Genomic DNA, 18,342 nt, shown 5'->3' with positions numbered 1-18,342 from the left:
TCAGGCGGCCGGAATATTTTCGTCATCAGGGGCGAAGTTCGATCCCCGCAACGCTTCGCAAACGGCGCGGGTCACATCCGCCGTGGTTGCCTTGCCACCAAGATCTGGTGTGAGAATGCCGGCTGCACAGACCTGTTCCACTGCCGAAATCAGTATCTTTGCCGCAGTCACCTCGCCAAGGTGTTCCAGCATCAGCGATGCTGTCCAAAAACTTCCGACCGGGTTGGCGATACCTTTGCCGGTGATATCGAAAGCCGAACCATGGATCGGTTCGAACATCGACGGGAACCGGCGCTCCGGATCGACATTGCCAGTTGGCGCGATGCCGAGCGAGCCGGCGAGCGCGGCCGCCAGATCAGACAGGATATCGGCATGCAGGTTGGTTGCAACGACCGTGTCGATACTCTTCGGTTTTGCGACCATGCGGAAGGTCATCGCGTCGACCAGTTCCTTGTCCCAGGTCACATCTGGGAAATCCTTGCCGACCTCAGCTGCAATCTCGTCCCACAGCACGAGACCATAACGCTGGGCATTGGACTTGGTGACGACGGTCAAGAGCTTGCGCGGCCGCTTCTGCGCCTCGCGGAAGGCAAAGCGCATGATGCGCTCGACCCCACGGCGCGTGAAGATCGAGGTCTCGGTCGCCACTTCCTCGGGCAGGCCGACATGGGCGCGGCCGCCATGGCCGGAATATTCGCCCTCGGAATTTTCGCGCACGATCAGCCAGTCGAGATCGCCTTCCTCGACACCCCTCAGCGGGCTCTTCACGCCGGGGAAGATGCGGGTCGGGCGGATATTGGCGTACTGGTCGAGACGCTGGCAGATCGGCAGGCGAAGGCCCCAAAGCGTCACATGATCGGGCACGTCAGGCGCGCCGACAGCGCCGAAATAGATGGCATCGGCTTGCTTGAGCAGAGACAGGGCGTTGTCCGGCATGAAGGCACCGGTCTTGCGATAGCGCTCGCTGCCCCAGTCATAGGGCTCGATGTCGAGCGCGAAGGTGCCACTGCGGGCGGCCAGTACGTCGAGCGCTTCGAGGCCGGCGGCGATGACTTCGGGGCCGATGCCGTCGCCCGGAACGGAAGCGATGCGGTAGCGGCGGAGCGGGGTATTGGTATTGGCGTTCATGATATCCCCACTAATCGTCAGATGAGGCCGCCATTGAGCAGCAGTATCTGCCTGCTAATCATGCGGCTGTCGTCGCAGGCAAGAAACAGGCAGGCATCGGCCAAATCCTAGACCTTGATCTCCTCGGGAATGCATTGCAGCTTCACTCCGTCGGCGATCCTGCTTTCATGGCTGTTGAGTTCTTGCACAGGCTGCCAAGATTCCCAACAATATTGTTGCGATATCCGCTGCCCGCGTATAGGGCGCAAAGACATGGTGGAAACATGCGACAGGAGACACCGTGGATCAAATCGAGACGCAGGATGACACCTCATCCTTAGCCCGCATCGAGCGGATCGTGCGCAGCCTTGAGGAAGAAATCGTGCTCGGGCGGCTGAGGCCGCGCGAGCGTCTGCTCGAGGAGGAACTGGCCAAGCATTTCGATGCCAAGCGCCATGTGATCCGTGCCGCACTCGCCGAACTGGAGACGATGGGCATCATCGTGCGCCAGCCCAACAAGGGTGCGGCAGTGCGCGATTTCTCCCCACTCGAGGTCGAACAGATCTACGACGTTCGGCTGCTGCTCGAAGGCCACGCCGCCTTGATCATGCCGCTGCCGGCCGCCCCTGAGGTGCTGGAAAAACTTCGTGTGATCCAAGCCCGCCACAGCAAGGCCGTTGACGACCACGAGCCGCGCGTGGTTTTTCGCGCCAATCTGGAATTCCACCGGGTGCTCTTCGGCGCCTGCGGCAATCCCTATCTCGCCGAGCAGATCGATGCGCTGGCCTCACGCGCACATGCGATCCGCTTTCACGCGATCGTCGATGAAAGCCTGGTCAACCGCGCCCGCGAGGAGCACGGTCTGATGATCGACTATATGGAAAAAGGCGATCGAGAAAAGCTCATCGAGATCGTTGGCGATCATATCCTACCGTCGAAGGAAGCCTACCTACGGCTGGCGAGCACGCAATGGGCGCATCCGTTCCGCTAAACCTCACTCAATGCAGCCCGCCGACGCCGAGCAGCCGTTCCACGGCATCGTGATCCGCCGTTAGTTCCGACGGCGTGCCGGTCCAGGAGAGCCGGCCGCGTTCAAGAATGATAACGCGATCGGCAAAATCAAGTGCGCTCTGGATACGTTGCTCGACAAGCAGGATGGTTACATCGCCAGCCGTGGCGAGTTCGCCAAAAGCCGCCATCAGTTCCTCGCAGATGACAGGCGCCAGCCCCTCCAACGGTTCATCAAGCAAAAGTACGGACGGGCGACCGAGAATAGTGCGAGCCGTCGAGAGCATCTGCTGCTCCCCGCCGGAGAGCTGATTGCCGAGGTTCCTGCGCCTTTCCTTCAGCCTCGGGAACATCGCATAGGCCTCTTCCAGCGCCGTCTTCGGGCGCCCCTTCAGACCGACGAACAGGTTTTCCTCTACAGTCAGCGTCGGGAAGACGCAGCGTGCCTGGGGTACATAGCCGAGGCCGCGATGGGCGCGCGTGGCACTCGGCGCATCTGTGAGATCGGTTTCGCCGAGCCTGATGCGCCCGCCATATCGTTTCGTCTGGCCGGCCAGCGTTGCAAGCAGCGTCGTCTTGCCCATGCCATTTCGGCCAAGAACGGCGAGACGGCAGCCTGATGGCGCCGAGAAGGACACGCCTTCCAGCACCTTGGTCGGACCGTAGCCGGCGGAGAGGTTTTCAACATCAAGCGACATGGCTGGCATTGGCATAGCTCCCCAGATAGGCCTCACGGACACGGGCGTCCTTCGTCACCTCGGACGGTGAGCCGTCAAAAATGATCGCGCCGGCCGCCAGCACGATGACCCGCTTGGCGAAACGGAAGACGAGGTCCATGTCGTGCTCGATCATCAATACCGCGAGGTCGGCCGGAAGATCGGCAAGCGCCTGTTCTATACGGCCGGTATCGCTTTGCGGCACGCCGGCTGCCGGCTCATCGAGCAGCAACACCTTCGGCTTGAGCGCAAGCGCCAGCGCGATTTCCAACAGCCGCTGCTGGCCGTAGGCGATCTCGGCGACCTTGCGATGCATCAGCGTTCCGAGGCCGAGCTTGTCCAGCAGCTCATCGACCTCTGCCATGACATCAGGCATGGCCAAAAAATTGCCAATGAGGCGACCGGTTCGTCCTTTCCGGCGCAGGACAGCAAGCGCGACATGTTCGGATGGAGTCATATCCTGGAACAAGCGCGTGACCTGGAACGAGCGAACGAGCCCACGCCTCACGCGACCGATGGCGTCCACTCTCGTCACCACCTCACCTGCAAGCCGCACCTCGCCGGAGTCGGGCGGCAGATTGCCGGTAACCAGATTGACGAAGGTCGTCTTGCCGGCGCCGTTCGGGCCGATCAGGGCGATGCGATCGCCTGATGACATGGAAAGCGACACGTCATTGGTCACAGCCAGACCGCCGAAGGCTTTCTTCAGATGGGCGACTTCGAAAACGGCGCTCATGGGCGTGGCTCCTTGCCGCGGGCAATCAAGGTTGCAGCCGTGCCATAAAGGCCCTTGGGTGCGAAAAGCACGACCGCTATCAACAGGGCGCCGATCATAGTCAACCAGTGAAAGGGATTGGCCGCGGAAACATAGTCCTCGAACAGCATGAAGATGACAGTGCCTGAAAGGGCGCCGAAGAGCGAGCCCGTGCCGCCCAGCACCAGCATGACCAGCGCTTCCGCCGATTGCGTAAAGGACAGGCTGTCGAGGCCGACGACTTGGGTGGAGATCGCGTTCAAGGCACCGCCGACACCGGCGACAGCACCCGAGAGCATATACATCTTTGCAAGGGCCGCCTTCGGCGATGCGCCGATGGCACGGATGCGCAACGGATCCTCCTTGATGCCGCGGCAAAGCATGCCGAAGGGCGAGCGCACGAGAAGCCGCAGCAGCATGAAGACGATCAAGAGCAGAGCGACACCGAAGCCGTAGGCAGTGCGGCCATAGAGATCGAATTCGAACATGCCGAAGATCGGATCGGGCGAAATGCCGGATAGGCCGTCGCTGCCACCGGTCCAGGACGACGCCTTGTTGGCGAATTCATGGAAGAGGTTGATCAGCGCAATCGACAGGACGAGTTGCGGCAAGCCCTGAGCACGAAGGATGACCGCGCCGCAGATGAGGCCTGCGATCGCTCCGCCCAAAATGCCGGCGACCGTCATCAACAGCGGATCGTTGATGCCGTAATGGGCCGAAAGAATGCCGGCCGCATAGGCACCAGAGCCGAAGAGCGCAGCATGGCCGAGGGTCGCAATGCCGGCATAGCCGGTGACGAGATCGAGCGACAGGACCAGGAGGGCGATGCCGATAATGCGCGTCAGCAGCGCCAGATTGTCCGGAAAGGCGAAGTATCCGATGACAGCGGCAACAATGATAACAGCAAGACCGGCAAGATCACGGCTGAGCGCACTGCGCCGGCGCTGGATCAGGATTTCCTTGTCGTGCATGGCGAGCGTCATTTCGCCCTCCCGGCAAGGCCGCGGGGAAAGATGCAGATGATGGCGATGACAGCGAGATAGAAGAAGAATTCGCCGAATTCCGGCATGAGATAACGTCCTGTCGTATCGATCGCCCCGAGCAGCAGGCAGGCGATCAGCGCGCCGGGGATAGAGCCCGCACCGCCGACCGAGACGACGACGAGGAACGTCACCATGTAGCGCAGCGCATAATAGGGCTCGACCGGCAGAAGCTCGGCGCCGACGACACCGCCGAGCGCGGCGAGGCCAACCGCAACGCCGAAGCTGACGGCATAGATGATCTCGGTGCGCACGCCGAGGGCGGCCGCCATGGGCGCATTATCGACCGAGGCGCGCAGCTTCACACCGAAGCTTGTCCGGTCGATCACGAACCAGAGGCCGAGGGCGACAGCCAGACCACAGACGATGGCAAAGAGCCGGTGAACGGGAATGGTGCGGAAGCCCAGATCGGCTGATCCCTGCAAAGCCTCGGCAAGCGGAATGGTCTTCAGCGTCGGCCCCATGAGATAGTTGGCAATACCGATGACACAGAAGGTGATGCCGATCGTCATCAGCACCTGCGTCAGTTCCGGCGCGCCATAGATGCGCCGATAGAGGAAACGCTCGATCGGAATGGCGATGAGAATGGTCATGGCAACTGCAGTGATGATTGCGACCGCATAACCGAGGCCCAGATCGCGGGCGACATAGGAGGCCACATAGCCACCGATCATCGCGAAGGCGCCATGCGCCAGGTTGACCACGCGCATCAGCCCCATCGTCACCGAAAGGCCKATCGATATGACGAAAAGCACCATGCCATAAGCAAATGCATCCACGGCTATGCTGAAGACTGTCTGCATGGAACGACCCTGCGTTAATGCGGCGGACCCTGCCGGAAGCCGGCGGAAGATCTCCGCCGGGTCCGTCGCATGTCTCTTTCGAAAAGAGTGACCTTTACTTTGCGGCCGCAAGGCCCGGATCACCCTGCTTTTCGAAGGTCTGGACTTCCTTATTGATGTAGGTCCCATCATCGGTCTTGGCGACTTCGCGCAGATAGATGTTCTGCGTGATGTGGCGGCTTTCCGGATCGATGGAAACCGGGCCGCGCGGGCTTACCCAGGAGAGGCCCTTCACCGCATCGACGGCCTTCTGCGCATCCTGCTTGCCGTCTGTCGCCTCGATCATCTTGTAGATGACATACATGCCGTCATAAGCACTGACGGCCGGGAAGGAGAGCTCCGCCTTGTTGCCGATCGCCTTGGAGGCCGCTTCGACGAACGTCTTGTTTTCCGGCGAGCCGTGCGACACCGCGTAGTGGAAGGTCGTCTGGATGCCGAGGGCCGCATCGCCGAGCGCTGGCAGGTCGGATTCCTGCGTCAGGTCGCCGGGCGCAAAGAACTTGACGCCGGCAGCCTTGAGGCCGTTTTCATTGTAAGCCTTGACGAAGCCAAGCGTCGTCGGACCCGACGGCAGGAAGGCGAAAACGCCCTGTGCGCCGGAATCCTTGATGCGCTGCATGATCGGGCTGAAGTCATTGGTCGCGAGCGGCATGCGGATCGCCTCAACCACCTGTCCGCCAGCCTTCTCAAAGCCCGCCTTGAAGGCGTTTTCGGCATCGATGCCCGGACCGTAATCGCTGACGACGGAGATCACCTTCTTGACGCCGGCATCAAAGGCGACCTTGGCGATCGGCGTCGAGGTCTGCCAGGTGGTGAAGGATGTGCGCACGACAAGCGGGCTTTTGGTGACGATCGCCGAGGTGGCGGCGTTCATGATGACCATCGGCACGTTGCCCTGCTTCAGGATCGGCGTCACCGCCATCGCATCCGGTGTGAAGTAGAAGCCAGTGAGATACTGGACCTTTTCCTTGACGATCAGCTCCTGCGCCAGCGCCTTGGACTGGGCCGGATCGGCCTGCGGCACGTCCCGGTAGACGATTTCGACCGTGTCATTGCCGACCTTGTTGCCGTTCAGCGCCATATAGGCATCGATACCGGCTTTGAAATTCTTGCCCTGGAGGGCAAACGGACCGGAAAACGGCCCGATCACGCCGACCTTGATCGTGTCGGCATAGGCGGCCCCGCCAAGGACCATAGCCGCGACGGCGGCGATAACCAGCTTTTTCATTGTTGCAGTTCCTCCCTTTGTCAAAGGTGCCGCCCTCCATGGCATAGGCACCGGTCTTAAATCATTCCGTCAGAACGGCAATCCGACGTAGTTTTCCGCAAGCGCCGTCGAAGCGGCGCGGGAATGCGTGAGATAGTCGAGTTCGGCCTCCTGGATCTTCTGGTCGAAATCGCCGGTATCCGGGAAACGATGCATCATCGTCGTCATCCACCAGGAAAAACGCACCGCCTTCCAGACCCGTGCGAGCGCTTTCTGCGAGTAGGCGTCGATGCCGGCGCTCGAGCGAGCGTCATAGAATTCCCTCAAGCCTTCGAACAGATAATGCACGTCGCTCGCGGCAAGGTTCAGCCCCTTGGCACCGGTCGGCGGCACGATATGGGCAGCATCGCCGACAAGGAACAGTCGGTCGAAGCGCATGGGTTCGGCCACGAAGGAGCGMAGCGGCGCGATCGACTTTTCGAAGGACGGCGCAGTCTTCAGCGCTTGGGCGTGATGGGTCGGCAGGCGGCGGCGCAATTCGTCCCAGAAGCGGTCGTCGCTCCAGTCCTCGACCTTCTCATCGAGGGAACACTGGATGTAATAGCGGCTGCGGGTCGCTGACCGCATGGAACAGAGCGCAAAGCCGCGCGGGTGATTGGCATAGATGAGCTCGTGATTGACAGGGGCGACATCGGCAAGCAGGCCAAGCCAGCCGAAGGGATAAACTTTCTCGAAGGTCCTGATCGCCTTTTCCGGAACCGCCTTGCGGCTCGCCCCGTGAAAACCGTCGCAGCCGGCGATGAAATCGCAGTCGATACGATGGGTGACGCCATCCTTCTCATAGGTCACGTGAGGCGAGCTGCTGTCGAAGTCGTGCGGCGTTGCATTGGCAGCGTCATAGACCGTCAGGGCGCCGCTTGCCTCACGCGTAATCATCAGGTCGCGCGTCACCTCGGTCTGGCCGTAGACGGTGACGCGCTTGCCGCCGGTGAGTTCGTAAAGGTCGATGCGGTGATCGCGCCCGTCAAATGCCAATGAAAAGCCGTCGTGCGGCAGGCCTTCGGCATGCAGACGGGAAGCTGATCGCGCCTCATCCAGGAGGCCGACAGTGCCCTCTTCCAGCACACCGGCGCGAACGCGGCCGAGAATGTAGTCCTTGCCCACCCGATCGAGAATGACATTATCGATGCCGGCTTCCGTCAGAAGCTGGCCGAGCAGCAGACCCGAAGGTCCCGAGCCGATGATGGCGATCTGGGTGCGCAATTGCTTCCTCCCCGCAATTTTGCGTTTTGACAATTCTGCCGCGTCGTGCCCGAAGCAACAATGGACTTTCCCACCGAAAAATTGCACAAATCGAACATTAGAATGGAAGGAAACTCATGATGAGGCATGTGCCGACCTATGAGCTCTACGGGGAAACATCAGGCAATGAACCCGATTTTTGGCTGCATTGCGAAACGATTCCCTCACGCAGCAGCCTGCACCATTGGGAGATCAAGCTGCACCGGCATGCGAGTTTCTTTCAGATATTGTACATCGATGCCGGCGCCGGCGATGCAATTTTCGGAGAGCGGAGCCACGCGATCCAGCCACCGGCAGTCGTCACGGTTCCTCCGGGGCTCGACCACGGCTTTCGTTTCTCGCGGGATATCGACGGCCTCGTCATCACAATGCTGAGCACCAATCTCAGCCATCTTCCGGGCGACCGCAGCAGGCTCGGCGAGTGGCTTGCTGTGCCGCACCTCACCCCGCTCGATCCGGAAGATCCCGACGCCGCCTATCTCATGCAGAGCCTCAAGCGGCTGGGCGAAGAATATCGCAACAATCGCAGCGGCCGCAGTGAGCTTCTCGCCTCCTATGTCGATATCGCGCTCAGACTGACGGTGAGGATTTCCTACCAGGAGGATGCCAGCCAGTTCCCGGCCGATGAAAACGAGCGGCGGATGGAGCAATTGAATGGCCTCATCCAGCAGCACTTCCGCTCCCACAAGCCGGCTTCCTTCTACGCCAGGGAAGTCGGCGTTTCACCGACGCACCTCAACCGCATCGTCCGCTCGATGACGGGAAGGACGGCCCACGAGCTGATCGCCAGCAAGCTCATCGACGAGGCCAAACGCGAACTCGTCTTCACACTCGCGAGCATGCAGGAGGTCAGCTATCGGCTGGGCTTTGCCGACCCGGCCTATTTCTCCCGCTTTTTCCTCAAACATGCGGGCGAGACGCCCAAGGATTGGCGCAAGCGGGAAAAGAACAGGCTTGAACGAGCCTAAGCCGTGCGGCGCGCCGGCGCGTCCTGCAGGAATTCTTCGATGAAGCGCTTCTGCAGGAGAATGCCATCCCACTCGTCCGCAAAGAACGGCGAGTCATAGATCAGCGTGTAGGGTCCTGCATAACCGGCCTTCTCGCACATCTCCAGGCAATGGCGATAATCTGCAGCATCGATGCCGGAAGCATCATAGTTGGCTTTGGCATGGCAGATTTCCGCACGCCGCATGATATCCGCAAGGCCTTCGTATTTTCCGGGTGCCGCCCAATTTCCGAGGTCACCATTCAGACCCACCTTGCCGCCGATCTCGTCCAGCAGCCAGTTCATTTCCTTCGGCGACGGCAAAAGGGCAAACCAGTTTTCGGTAACAACGCGCACGCCGCTTCCCTCCGCCTGTCCCGCCAGCCATTTCAGATGCTGCGCGGAGCGCGCAAGGTTTTCCTCAACAGGCGCCTGCTTGCCGGCGATAACGCGGATGCGCTCGGCACCGAGAGCCTTTGCGATACCGATCCAGCCGGCAATCCAGTCTATGTCGCGTTCTGCCGTCTCGGCGTTGCTGGGATCGCCGTCTTCGACCAGCAGCGTCTGGAAAAGAATTTCGGACGCCTTCAGCGCATCGCGCATTTCACCAAGGTAGGAGGCGTCAAGGCTCGGCAAATGGAAGGAGCAGACCTCCAGCCGGCCAAGCCCACGCTCGGCGAGCATGCGCGGCACTTCGAGCAGGCTGACCGTGCCCGGCCCGTAAGGCTCCTGGCGCGCCGCGCTTTTCTGCGGATCGGGGCTATAGGGGTAGGTTGCACCCAGCATCCGGTGAAGCGACCACGTGGACACCGCAAACCGGCCGTTCTGCAAAGCCTGCATCTTTCATCTCCTCMCATTTCCTCGGGAGGACATTGGCAAGAATGGCGGGCGGCATCAAGCCCGCAATCACCTAGATCCGGTCATCGCGGATGACCGCTTCGGCCGAAAGCGAAACGGCAAGCAGCGCTTCGTCACGGTTTGCCGGTGCCGACAACAGGAAACCGACCGGCATATCCGCCTCGCCGCGGCCGCAGGGAATGGAGACGCCGCACCAGTCCAGGAAATTACCGAGCGCAGTATTGCGTAGCGTCTTGCCGTTCGTCGCAATGAAAAGCTCATCGTCGCGCTCCAGCGCTGCGATCGGCGGCGCCACATGGGCGACCGAAGGAAAGGCGATCAAGCGGTTACCGACCAACCGTTCGACATCGGCGATCAGCCGGGCACGCGCAGCAAGAATGGCGATATAGTCAGGCATGCTGGTTTTCTCGCCCAGGCGCGTGCGCATGACGACGCGATGGTCCATGCGTGCGGCCTCCTGTCCCGCCAGCCGTTCGCGATGGAGAGCGAAAGCTTCCGCAGTGACGAGAGCACCATATTTTGCCATCAGTGCCAGGATCTCATCGAAAGCCGGGATTTCGATCGGACTGATATGGGCACCTGCGGCACGCAGGCGCGCGACACCACCTTCAAAGGCTTCGGCCACGCCGGAACCCAGGCCGTCGAACACGACATTCCCGGGGATGACGATCTCCGCGCCCCGCAGGGGCTGCCGAGTGATGGCGGACGCCGTCAGTCCGCGCATGGCAGCGTCGATCCAGACGGCGTCCTGCACGGACCGGCAGAGGGGGCCAAGCGAGTCGAGGCTCGTCGAAAGCGGGTAGACGCCTTCCATGGCATAGCGCCCGCGGGTGGCCTTGTAGCCGACAATACCGTTCAGGGCGGCCGGAATACGCACCGAGCCGCCGGTATCCGTGCCCATTGCAACCGGCACCAGGCCTGCGGCAACAGCCACGCCGGCGCCGGAGGACGAACCGCCGGGGATACGTGGCTCATCCTTGCTGGAGGGATTTTCCGGCGTGCCGTAATGCGGATTGATGCCGAGGCCGGAAAAGGCGAATTCGCTCATATTGGTGCGGCCGATGGCCACCATCCCGGCATTCTTCAAGGTCGTGACGATGACGGCATCCTGTTTGGCAGGCGCATTACCCGCCAGAACAACCGAACCCGCCGTGGTTGCCATGCCCTCAATGTCGAAGAGATCCTTCCAGGCGATTGGAATGCCGTCGAGGACGCCGAGGGAACGCCCGTCGCGAACGCGCTTCGAAGACGCGTGTGCTTCCTGCATCGCCCGCTCACGCAACAGGACCGTGAAGACAGCCCTGTCGGCGTATTGATCGATCCGGTCGAAAAGCGCCTCGGCAATAGCCACAGGATCGGCTTTGCCGCCCTGGATGAGAAGAGAAAGCTGAGCGATCGACATCGCACCGAAAGAAAGGGCCATGAAGGAGAGTCCTGTGGAAAACAAATAGGATTTACCGCCTATCATTTAGCGCGACCAGCCCTTGCACAGCTTTTCACGATGATTGGTACGATTTTGTGAACACTGAGTTTGATTTAGCCCTCTTCAATTTACCGCAATTAAGACACACATGCGKTGCTGCACGCGGGAAGCGGATAGGCGCGCCATTAGCTTGCCTTCCCAAGCCGTATCCCGGTGCATTGCAGGAGACTTGAAATGATACAATCTGAAACTTGGACCTCCGGTCACCAGGATATGGTGCACCAGCATGTGAAGGAGGACGTGAGCTACGGCGAAGCTGAACGCGACTACGCCGACCACGTCAGCGCACAGAAGCTGTCGGTCCTGGAGCGGATCGTGGTCGTCGGCGCCCTGGTACTGCTGAGCTTTGTAGGCTTCACGGCACCATCKGCACAGACGACAGCGACCGATCCGATGACCACTTCAGCCATTGAAGAGGTTACTCCTCCGGGTGATAGTCTGGTGTCGCACCATCAGCGCTACGGCCACTGCCGTGAAACGAGCCCCTACGCAGACAAGGTCTGCTAAGAGCCAGCGATTTTCGCCGGGCATGGAAATCTTTCGTCTGACGTGCATGAGAAGCATAGGAACGGAAAAGAGCCATGGCCGGTGACGTAGACTACGACCTCCACCGCTTCATCGAAGCACAGAACGGCATATACGAACAGGCTCTTGCAGAGCTGAAAGCCGGTCGCAAGCGGTCCCACTGGATGTGGTTCATTTTCCCCCAGATCGCCGGTCTCGGCACATCTTCCATGGCGGAGAAATATGCCATCCGCTCTGCCGAGGAAGCGTCATCCTATCTCGCCGATCCAATCCTCGGCAGCCGCCTGTTGCGTTGCGTCGAGGCAATCCTTTCCATCGATGCCCGCAGCGCCCATGATATCATGGGCTCCCCTGATGATTTGAAGCTGCGCTCGTCTATGACCCTGTTTGCTGCGGTCAGCGATCACGGCTCGCCGTTTCACAAAGCGATCGACCATTTCTACGATGGAAAATTCGACGAACGGACAATTTCCATACTGAGCGCCGGCAACACCTAAAGCGCCGCGATCTTTCAGTCTCGCTCCCGACGCTTTAAGTCCCTGTTTTCAGCATGTCGGCATCGCAAAACCGCTGCACACGTTTACGCGACTTGCTCTAGCCCCGCGAATGCTCCAGCGCCGTAATCTCGTCGGAGATTTCCTCGATGCGCTGTTTCAATTCGTTTTCCGTGCCGTCGTCCACTTCCTCTTCGCCGAAGCAGTAGCGTGCATCATATAATTCGAGCTTGGCTTCGAGCTCGGCACGTCTGGCATATAGACGCCGGAGATAAGCGTGATTCATCTCTGCCTCCAGATTGCTCGCAGATCAGCAGAAAAACGGCCGCGGAACCCCAAGGTTCCCAGCCTGAGTTCCTTGGCAGCCTCAAATCAGCCGAAGGCTGAAATAGCCACGTTGCAAGCTTTTTCGAAATGGCAGGAACAGCCGCCATCCGCCATGGCTTGGCGTGTAACCCGCGCGCCTTCAAGCAGCAGTGTCAGCGTGTCGGCAAGAAGCTCCGGCTCACGTGCGCCGGCCGCCAGGCACAGGGCCGCAAGCCGGTTGCGTTGCATGGCCTTGTGGCGCTCGATCAGTTCGTGCGCCGGATGGCCCTCGCCCTTGAGTTCGATGGCCGCATTGGCGAGATCGCAACCTGCGGGCTCGCCGTTCAAACAGTGAGCCCGATCTTCGACCCAGGCAAGCAGCTGACCGCGCGCATCGCCGGGATGGGCGGCTTCGAGATCGCGCCAGATCTTCTCGGCCTTATCGGAGGCGCGGCGCAACGTCTCGCAGACCAGCTCATCCTTGGAGCCGAAATGGCGGTAGAGCGTCATCTTGTTGGTAGAAGCCGCATCCGCGATGGCATCGACGCCGATGCCGCGAATGCCGCGTTCACGGAAAAGCTCCGAAGCGGTCGAAACTATACGCTCCCTCGGAGGGATTCGATCGTCTGAAGCGGCTGCGGAGATTTCGTTCAATGTTTCTGATTTTTTCGCGGACAGAGTCCTTGACATCGATGTGACCGATCGGTAACAAATGCATTGTTACTTACCGGTAACACCACTCTCCGCAGAAGTCAACGCCGGAGCGTTTGGCAGCAGGAGTGGAACACGGGCGACCGCCCACGAAAGGAGGACCGTACCATGAGAAAGACCAGAGAAGATTTGACCATTTCAGAAGCCCTTCGCGACCCGCTGATCGCCATGGTGCTCCGCGCCGACGGCGTAAAGCTTGAAGATTTCAAGCAACTCCTTGAAGTGGCTGCCCGTAAACGCGAGCCGCGTCCCTCCACGGCGAGCGATATGATCGGGTCCTTTGCCAGCCGCGCCAATCTGCCGGCGATGCCCTGCTTCGGCTGATCTGACCGCTGGCACCATAAGGCCCCGATCGGCACTGGGGATAAGCCCTGTTCCCAGACGGGCTGCCGCTATAAACAGGCGGCAGCCCTTGCGACGTGCAATCGTTGCGTTCCATGTCGCCAGTGTTCCTGTAGTGTTCTGGAACAATCAATTCTGAAATCTCTCCCAAGACGATGCGACGTTCGCCGCCGGGGACGCCGTCCTCATAACGGCGCCACCGGCGGTGGCTTCGGCAAGCCGCAAAAAGCACCGGCTTGCCACCGCTGACCGCAATGCCCGGCCGGAGACATAGCCCGCATTCGATCAGCCGGTATCTGCTCTGATGGGACAAGAACTCGGGCTGCGGCTTGTTGTTCCGGTCTCGCGCTGAGAACTGCTCCACGTCGGCGGATGGCAAGAGGCTCGCAGACCGCCGCGGCGCCTTCAACACTCGACAGAAAATCCTTCAGTCCCTTCCCGATCCAGCAATTTCAACGCTCGGCTACGTGCGGCTGGCTGCGTTGGCAAACGGCATCGCGATGACCGGCCGGAGATTTTATCTCGGAAGATTTTGGGATTTGCTTCGCAAGCAGCTATGCCATAGTAATGTAACAGGTTGGCATGGTAATATGAGGTACGTTGAATTGGACGGAAAGACATCACCCGCAATCCACTCCGAAGATGAAGGTCCGGCTGAAGAGGCTGGCACAAAGGGCGCCCGCCGCGCCCGCGTCAGCGGTATCGACCGCGCGCTGCAGGTGATCGACCACCTTTACGAGACGGGATCGCCGGCCGGTGTCTATGCCATCGCCAAGGCTGTGAAGGCGCCGCTTTCGACCGTCTATGTCATTGTCGACGATCTGGTCGAAAAGAACATGCTGACGCGCCAGTCCGACGGCTCCATCTGGCTCGGCTCGCGGCTCTACCATTACGGCCTTGCCTATGCCCGCTCGCTGGACTTCATGAGTGTGGCTACGCACGAAATGCACGACCTTTGCCGTCAGGCTGGCGAAACCGTTCAGGTTTGCGGTCGTGACGGTGATTTCATGCTGGTTCTCGCCATGGCCGATGGGCCCAGCCATTTCCAGGTCGCCTCGCGTGTCGGTACCCGCGTGCCCCTCAACTGGACGGCGTCCGGTCGCCTTCTGGTCGGCCATCTACAGGAAGACGAGCGCATCGAGCTCTTCAAGCGCTGCGCCCGCTCTTCGCCGACAGGGCGCGCCGAAATCGACGCAGCGACTTTGTCCGAATCGGCGGGCAAGGCCTTCGAATCGCGCCTGTCGATCCAGGCGGGTGAATCCGATTATGCGGTCGCCTGCATCGCCTCACCGATCTGCGATCGTGAGGGCCAGTGCATTGCCACCATTTCCATCGTTCTGCCGGAGCAGAAGGCATTTTCGGACGAAAGCCACTACACCGCGCATGTGCGCAGCTCCGCCGAACGCATCGAAAAGCTGATGGGCTGGCGCGGTCACTGAGCGGTTGCCTCAAACGGACGCGCGCCCTGCTTCCTGACCCTGGCAGGAGGCGGCGAAGCGAACGACGTCATTCCGCCGCGGCGAAGGGCGGCTCCTTGTTCGCATAGTACTTCGCTGCCTCATCGATCTCTTCCGGCGTCATCGCGCGGGCGACATTGCGCATTTGGCTGCTGATGTCGTTCTGCCGCGACCCGGATACAAACGCCATGAGCTGCGTCTTCAAGTACAATTCCGACTGGCCTTCGAGCCAGGGACTGCCGATCTTGTTCTCGATACCGCCGTGACACGAACCGCAAGGCGCAACGCCGCGTGTCGGCGCGCCGCTGGCGACGATCCTCGGCACCGGATTGCTGCCCGATGGATGGAAGCCCGGAAGCCGCGGCAGGTAGGAATAGTAGGCAGCCAGATCCTGCATGTCCTGCTCGGTCAGCTTTACGGCAAACGGGCTCATGACGGCGTTGACACGCACGCCGTCCTTGAAGTCGCGAAGCTGCTTGTAGGTGACGCTCGCATACTGCCCCGCGAGGTTGGGAGAATCCGCACGGCTGATACCTGTCGGGCCGTGACAGATCGCACACTGTTGAGCCAGCGTTGCTCCGCGCCCGATTGCCTCGTTGTCCCGCTTTCTCGGCACCGCCGTCGCGACCTTGACCAGCGACGTCTTGTAGTCTGGCTTGACCGTCTCGGAAGGCGCTCCTGGCTGAGGTAATCCGGCGGCCCGGCAGATCGAATCCCAGATGCTGGCCACCTGCTCTCTTGCCTCAAGACGCGGCAGAAGCACGAAACCAAGACCCGCTGCGATAACGAAAATGATGGCCGTAAGGGTCACGCTCATGACCGTCCACCTGTTGCGGAACCTGATCAGCTTGTCATCCGCCATCATCGTTCTCCGACATAGACCGCCGGTACGGACGTATCGTCCCGCACGGCAAGCTGCAGGATTGGATAGCCGTAGTTCGTGATGGTCAGCCCGACCATCAGGGCGATCCAGAGACGGTAGCTGTTGAGCGCCGCTGGCACCCTGGTGGGCGGATGAACGGCGATTGCGAAGCGATATTCCTCGGGCTGCCGCGGTACTGCAAACTGCGTCCGGACCAGGATGGCGATGAACAGGAGGCCGGAAGCAACGAGAATGAAGCCGCCGAAGGCAGAGAACACGACGGACAACGCCTCGTTGGCAAGCGCCGGGTCCGTGTAGTCGAAGAACGACATTCGCCGCGGCATGCCAAGGATGCCGACATAGTGCCAGGGAAATGTCGTCACGATCATTCCGACGAACCAGAGCCAGAGCTGCAGCCTGACAAGCCCGAGGCTGACGAGCGGGCGKCCGGTCAGATGGGGCCAGAGGTCATAGGCGATCGCAAAGTACATGATAACGATCGCGCCGCCGAAGATGAGATGGAAATGCCCGGTAATCCACTGCGTGTTGTGGATCGAGGCATCCAGCTGGTAACTCATGTTGATGAGGCCGCCCGCACCGCCGAAGCCGAGCATGATGAAAGAGAATGTCACCGCCAGCATCATCGGATTGCGCCACGGCAGCACCTTCAGCCAGCCGAATATGCCCTTGCCGCCTCGTGCGCGGGCTGCGATCTCCACCGAAGCGCAGATGGTAAATACGGTAAGTAGTGTCGGAAGTGCGACAAGAGCGGTGAAGGCGGAGTGTATGAATTTGAAGCCAGCTCCAACCTGCGGATCGGCAAAAGCGTGGTGGATGCCGATCGGCATAGCCACAACCAGGAACAGGATGAATGAAATCCGAGCCATCGTATCGCTGTAGATCCGCCCGCCGATCGACCGCGGAACGATCGTGTAATAGGCGATATAGGTGGGCATCAGCCAGAAGTAGACGATCGCATGCAATGTCCATGAGAAGAACACGCGGGCAAGGCCAGCATCGATCGTCGACCTGAAGCCGAGCGCTACCGGAAGGATCTGCAACAGAAGTTCGAGCGCCGCCCCGACGGCGGTCCAGCCCCAAAKATACGATCCGGCAACATTGGCAAACATCGGCAGCGGCACCGGAGCGCCGGGATTGGCCTTCTTCCAGATCCCCAGATTGACGGACATCAGCGCCACCCAAATCCAGGATCCGACGACGACCATCACGACACCGAGGTAGTAGAAGGGGCTACCGATCAGTGGCGGGTAAAAGGTGTAGAGAACGGACGCCATCCCGAGCGCAACCGGGATCATCGCGACCACAGAGCCGACGGCGATCAGCCAGAATCCCGCCCACGCCCAGCGCACGCCGATGAGATTCTGCTTCAGGGAAGACTCGCTGATCGCATATCCGAAGGCCATCGCCACCAGGGTCGGGAACACGTAGCCCATGACGGTGCCGTGCGCCGTCAGCGAGCGGTAATACCATTCCGGATTGTTGACCCAGGGAGAAAGCGGGCTGCGGACATACATCTGCCAGGCACCGAGCAGCAGAGCCACGCCGAAGACGGCAAAGGCGAGCCAGAAGTGCGCGATAATCAGCCTGCGATTATGGAGCACAGGAAAGCCTCCTCTTGTCTGCCATTTCCGAAAGGAACTGCTGTTTGTCCACGACCTTCACCCTTGCCCACATGCCTTCGTGGCCGACGCTGCAAAACTCCTGGCAGGGCATCAGATGGTCGCCGGGCGCTGCAAAGCTCGCCTTCTGGATCGACACGTAGCCCGGCACGAGCATCGTATTGATATTGGTGCCCTGAATGAGGAAACCGTGCACGACGTCGGCGCTGGTGGCCCGAAACGTGAGCGGTGTCTCAGCCGGCACCACGATGCAGGGCGGCGAGAAGGAATATTGCTGCCCGATCGCGCGCACCGTCACGGAGCCGTCGGATTCGACGGCGCTGCCGAGATTGGATTCGATGAATTCGCCCGCCAGGTGGATCGTGGTGGGATCGATTGTCTCGACGGTCGTCTGCGGCATCGTGGCGTTGTGGATGCCTGCGAAAGCTGCCATCCCCGCCAGAAAGACGATGATGAGGACCGCAACGGTTGCCCAGCGTCGCTCGACGCGCTCTGAGACTGCCGCTGCCTGATTATGCATATCGGTCATCAGCCGCTCCTGGGCACGAATACGAGCAGATAGAAAAGCAACCACATAAGAACGACGATCGCAGTCGCTATCCCCGCGACGACGACGGCACCATGCGGTCCCTCGGCAACGATCCTCTCGACGAGGGCGTCGTCGGGAGCATCTGAAGGATCTTCCGAATTGATCATGACGTCC

The 18,342-nt window shown here is 60.6% G+C and carries 21 protein-coding genes; 6 read left to right on the top strand and 15 right to left on the bottom strand.

From position 1 onward, the window contains the following. The gene (locus AC1DNW_RS23440) at positions 1–1,128 is read right to left on the bottom strand and encodes a tartrate dehydrogenase (RefSeq protein WP_113301690.1); all 1,128 of its coding nucleotides are present in this window, start codon (positions 1,126–1,128) and stop codon (positions 1–3) included. Between the two features lie 280 nt (positions 1,129–1,408). On the opposite strand from AC1DNW_RS23440, the gene AC1DNW_RS23435 reads away from it, so the two are divergent. Further along, a complete protein-coding gene (locus tag AC1DNW_RS23435; RefSeq protein ID WP_477854499.1) occupies positions 1,409–2,098 on the top strand; it encodes a GntR family transcriptional regulator in 690 nt (229 codons plus the stop codon). A gap of 7 nt (positions 2,099–2,105) precedes the next feature. Here the strand turns inward: AC1DNW_RS23435 and AC1DNW_RS23430 are convergent, their stop codons facing one another. From AC1DNW_RS23430 to pobA, 6 genes are all read right to left on the bottom strand, one after another. Next, entirely contained in the window at positions 2,106–2,822 is a 717-nt protein-coding gene (locus AC1DNW_RS23430; protein WP_113307837.1) for an ABC transporter ATP-binding protein, read from the bottom strand. Beyond that, positions 2,803–3,567, bottom strand: a complete 765-nt coding sequence (locus tag AC1DNW_RS23425) for an ABC transporter ATP-binding protein (RefSeq protein ID WP_113307838.1) — start codon at positions 3,565–3,567, stop codon at positions 2,803–2,805. Before AC1DNW_RS23425 ends, AC1DNW_RS23430 begins: the two co-directional genes overlap by 20 nt. Beyond that, a complete protein-coding gene (locus AC1DNW_RS23420) occupies positions 3,564–4,568 on the bottom strand; it encodes a branched-chain amino acid ABC transporter permease (RefSeq protein WP_113307839.1) in 1,005 nt (334 codons plus the stop codon). Before AC1DNW_RS23420 ends, AC1DNW_RS23425 begins: the two co-directional genes overlap by 4 nt. After that, entirely contained in the window at positions 4,565–5,428 is an 864-nt protein-coding gene (locus tag AC1DNW_RS23415) for a branched-chain amino acid ABC transporter permease (protein ID WP_113301686.1), read from the bottom strand. Before AC1DNW_RS23415 ends, AC1DNW_RS23420 begins: the two co-directional genes overlap by 4 nt. A 94-nt stretch (positions 5,429–5,522) precedes the next feature. Beyond that, complete coding sequence (locus AC1DNW_RS23410; RefSeq protein WP_113307840.1) at positions 5,523–6,695, bottom strand: ABC transporter substrate-binding protein; 1,173 nt, start codon at positions 6,693–6,695, stop codon at positions 5,523–5,525. A 69-nt stretch (positions 6,696–6,764) separates the two neighbouring features. Next, positions 6,765–7,937, bottom strand: coding sequence for a 4-hydroxybenzoate 3-monooxygenase (gene pobA, locus AC1DNW_RS23405; RefSeq protein ID WP_113307841.1), 1,173 nt, complete (start codon positions 7,935–7,937; stop codon positions 6,765–6,767). Between the two features lie 116 nt (positions 7,938–8,053). On the opposite strand from pobA, the gene AC1DNW_RS23400 reads away from it, so the two are divergent. Continuing rightward, positions 8,054–8,944 (top strand): helix-turn-helix domain-containing protein, encoded by an 891-nt coding sequence (locus AC1DNW_RS23400; RefSeq protein WP_113307842.1) that lies wholly within the window; start codon positions 8,054–8,056, stop codon positions 8,942–8,944. Here the strand turns inward: AC1DNW_RS23400 and AC1DNW_RS23395 are convergent. Then, positions 8,941–9,801 carry a TIM barrel protein gene (locus AC1DNW_RS23395; protein ID WP_113307843.1) on the bottom strand — a complete coding sequence of 287 codons (861 nt, stop codon included), beginning with the start codon at positions 9,799–9,801 and terminating at the stop codon, positions 8,941–8,943. The two genes, AC1DNW_RS23400 and AC1DNW_RS23395, sit on opposite strands and share 4 nt — an antisense overlap. Before the next feature lie 70 nt (positions 9,802–9,871). Continuing rightward, positions 9,872–11,242, bottom strand: coding sequence for an amidase (locus AC1DNW_RS23390; RefSeq protein ID WP_113307994.1), 1,371 nt, complete (start codon positions 11,240–11,242; stop codon positions 9,872–9,874). A gap of 273 nt (positions 11,243–11,515) precedes the next feature. On the opposite strand from AC1DNW_RS23390, the gene AC1DNW_RS23385 reads away from it, so the two are divergent. Together AC1DNW_RS23385 and AC1DNW_RS23380 are read left to right on the top strand one after the other, a co-directional pair. Further along, positions 11,516–11,809, top strand: coding sequence for a hypothetical protein (locus tag AC1DNW_RS23385; RefSeq protein WP_113301763.1), 294 nt, complete (start codon positions 11,516–11,518; stop codon positions 11,807–11,809). A gap of 74 nt (positions 11,810–11,883) precedes the next feature. Beyond that, a complete protein-coding gene (locus tag AC1DNW_RS23380) occupies positions 11,884–12,324 on the top strand; it encodes a DUF1810 domain-containing protein (RefSeq protein ID WP_113301681.1) in 441 nt (146 codons plus the stop codon). A gap of 97 nt (positions 12,325–12,421) precedes the next feature. On the opposite strand, the gene AC1DNW_RS23375 is transcribed toward AC1DNW_RS23380, so the two are convergent. Next, a complete protein-coding gene (locus tag AC1DNW_RS23375) occupies positions 12,422–12,607 on the bottom strand; it encodes a hypothetical protein (RefSeq protein ID WP_113301680.1) in 186 nt (61 codons plus the stop codon). 86 nt (positions 12,608–12,693) lie between these two features. Beyond that, complete coding sequence (locus AC1DNW_RS23370; protein WP_113307844.1) at positions 12,694–13,317, bottom strand: TetR/AcrR family transcriptional regulator; 624 nt, start codon at positions 13,315–13,317, stop codon at positions 12,694–12,696. Positions 13,318–13,446: 129 nt separating this feature from the next. On the opposite strand from AC1DNW_RS23370, the gene AC1DNW_RS23365 reads away from it, so the two are divergent. After that, on the top strand, positions 13,447–13,662 hold the full coding sequence (locus AC1DNW_RS23365; protein ID WP_113307845.1) for a hypothetical protein: 216 nt from the start codon (positions 13,447–13,449) through the stop codon (positions 13,660–13,662). Positions 13,663–14,270: 608 nt separating this feature from the next. Next, the gene (locus AC1DNW_RS23360) at positions 14,271–15,119 is read left to right on the top strand and encodes an IclR family transcriptional regulator (RefSeq protein WP_113307846.1); all 849 of its coding nucleotides are present in this window, start codon (positions 14,271–14,273) and stop codon (positions 15,117–15,119) included. Positions 15,120–15,186: 67 nt separating this feature from the next. Here AC1DNW_RS23360 and AC1DNW_RS23355 read toward each other — a convergent pair whose 3' ends face one another. From AC1DNW_RS23355 to AC1DNW_RS23340, 4 genes are read right to left on the bottom strand one after another with little or no spacing between them, the layout of a single operon-like run. Beyond that, complete coding sequence (locus AC1DNW_RS23355; RefSeq protein WP_477854523.1) at positions 15,187–15,999, bottom strand: c-type cytochrome; 813 nt, start codon at positions 15,997–15,999, stop codon at positions 15,187–15,189. Beyond that, positions 15,999–17,621 (bottom strand): b(o/a)3-type cytochrome-c oxidase subunit 1, encoded by a 1,623-nt coding sequence (locus AC1DNW_RS23350; protein WP_477854498.1) that lies wholly within the window; start codon positions 17,619–17,621, stop codon positions 15,999–16,001. Before AC1DNW_RS23350 ends, AC1DNW_RS23355 begins: the two co-directional genes overlap by 1 nt. After that, on the bottom strand, positions 17,611–18,168 hold the full coding sequence (locus tag AC1DNW_RS23345; protein WP_113301674.1) for a cupredoxin domain-containing protein: 558 nt from the start codon (positions 18,166–18,168) through the stop codon (positions 17,611–17,613). Before AC1DNW_RS23345 ends, AC1DNW_RS23350 begins: the two co-directional genes overlap by 11 nt. Beyond that, on the bottom strand, positions 18,168–18,335 hold the full coding sequence (locus AC1DNW_RS23340; protein WP_477832974.1) for a hypothetical protein: 168 nt from the start codon (positions 18,333–18,335) through the stop codon (positions 18,168–18,170). Before AC1DNW_RS23340 ends, AC1DNW_RS23345 begins: the two co-directional genes overlap by 1 nt. Between the last annotated feature and the right edge of the window lie 7 nt (positions 18,336–18,342).

It is taken from the genome of Rhizobium sp. 05L429 (assembly GCF_056397645.1).
Note: the sequence above shows the minus strand (reverse complement) of the source record. Positions and strands in the feature narration are given on the sequence as shown.

Excerpts from the sequence above, each read along its gene's own strand:
- AC1DNW_RS23410 (WP_113307840.1), bottom strand. The coding sequence starts at position 6,695 with ATGAAAAAGCTGGTTATCGCCGCCGTCGCGGCTATGGTCCTTGGCGGG.
- AC1DNW_RS23430 (WP_113307837.1), bottom strand. The coding sequence starts at position 2,822 with ATGCCAGCCATGTCGCTTGATGTTGAAAACCTCTCCGCCGGCTACGGT.
- AC1DNW_RS23365 (WP_113307845.1), top strand. The coding sequence starts at position 13,447 with ATGAGAAAGACCAGAGAAGATTTGACCATTTCAGAAGCCCTTCGCGAC.
- AC1DNW_RS23420 (WP_113307839.1), bottom strand. The coding sequence starts at position 4,568 with ATGACGCTCGCCATGCACGACAAGGAAATCCTGATCCAGCGCCGGCGC.
- AC1DNW_RS23380 (WP_113301681.1), top strand. The coding sequence starts at position 11,884 with ATGGCCGGTGACGTAGACTACGACCTCCACCGCTTCATCGAAGCACAG.
- AC1DNW_RS23340 (WP_477832974.1), bottom strand. The coding sequence starts at position 18,335 with ATGATCAATTCGGAAGATCCTTCAGATGCTCCCGACGACGCCCTCGTC.
- AC1DNW_RS23355 (WP_477854523.1), bottom strand. The coding sequence starts at position 15,999 with ATGGCGGATGACAAGCTGATCAGGTTCCGCAACAGGTGGACGGTCATG.
- AC1DNW_RS23360 (WP_113307846.1), top strand. The coding sequence starts at position 14,271 with ATGAGGTACGTTGAATTGGACGGAAAGACATCACCCGCAATCCACTCC.
- AC1DNW_RS23390 (WP_113307994.1), bottom strand. The coding sequence starts at position 11,242 with ATGGCCCTTTCTTTCGGTGCGATGTCGATCGCTCAGCTTTCTCTTCTC.
- AC1DNW_RS23395 (WP_113307843.1), bottom strand. The coding sequence starts at position 9,801 with ATGCAGGCTTTGCAGAACGGCCGGTTTGCGGTGTCCACGTGGTCGCTT.
- AC1DNW_RS23400 (WP_113307842.1), top strand. The coding sequence starts at position 8,054 with ATGATGAGGCATGTGCCGACCTATGAGCTCTACGGGGAAACATCAGGC.
- AC1DNW_RS23375 (WP_113301680.1), bottom strand. The coding sequence starts at position 12,607 with ATGAATCACGCTTATCTCCGGCGTCTATATGCCAGACGTGCCGAGCTC.
- AC1DNW_RS23425 (WP_113307838.1), bottom strand. The coding sequence starts at position 3,567 with ATGAGCGCCGTTTTCGAAGTCGCCCATCTGAAGAAAGCCTTCGGCGGT.
- AC1DNW_RS23370 (WP_113307844.1), bottom strand. The coding sequence starts at position 13,317 with ATGTCAAGGACTCTGTCCGCGAAAAAATCAGAAACATTGAACGAAATC.
- AC1DNW_RS23440 (WP_113301690.1), bottom strand. The coding sequence starts at position 1,128 with ATGAACGCCAATACCAATACCCCGCTCCGCCGCTACCGCATCGCTTCC.
- AC1DNW_RS23345 (WP_113301674.1), bottom strand. The coding sequence starts at position 18,168 with ATGACCGATATGCATAATCAGGCAGCGGCAGTCTCAGAGCGCGTCGAG.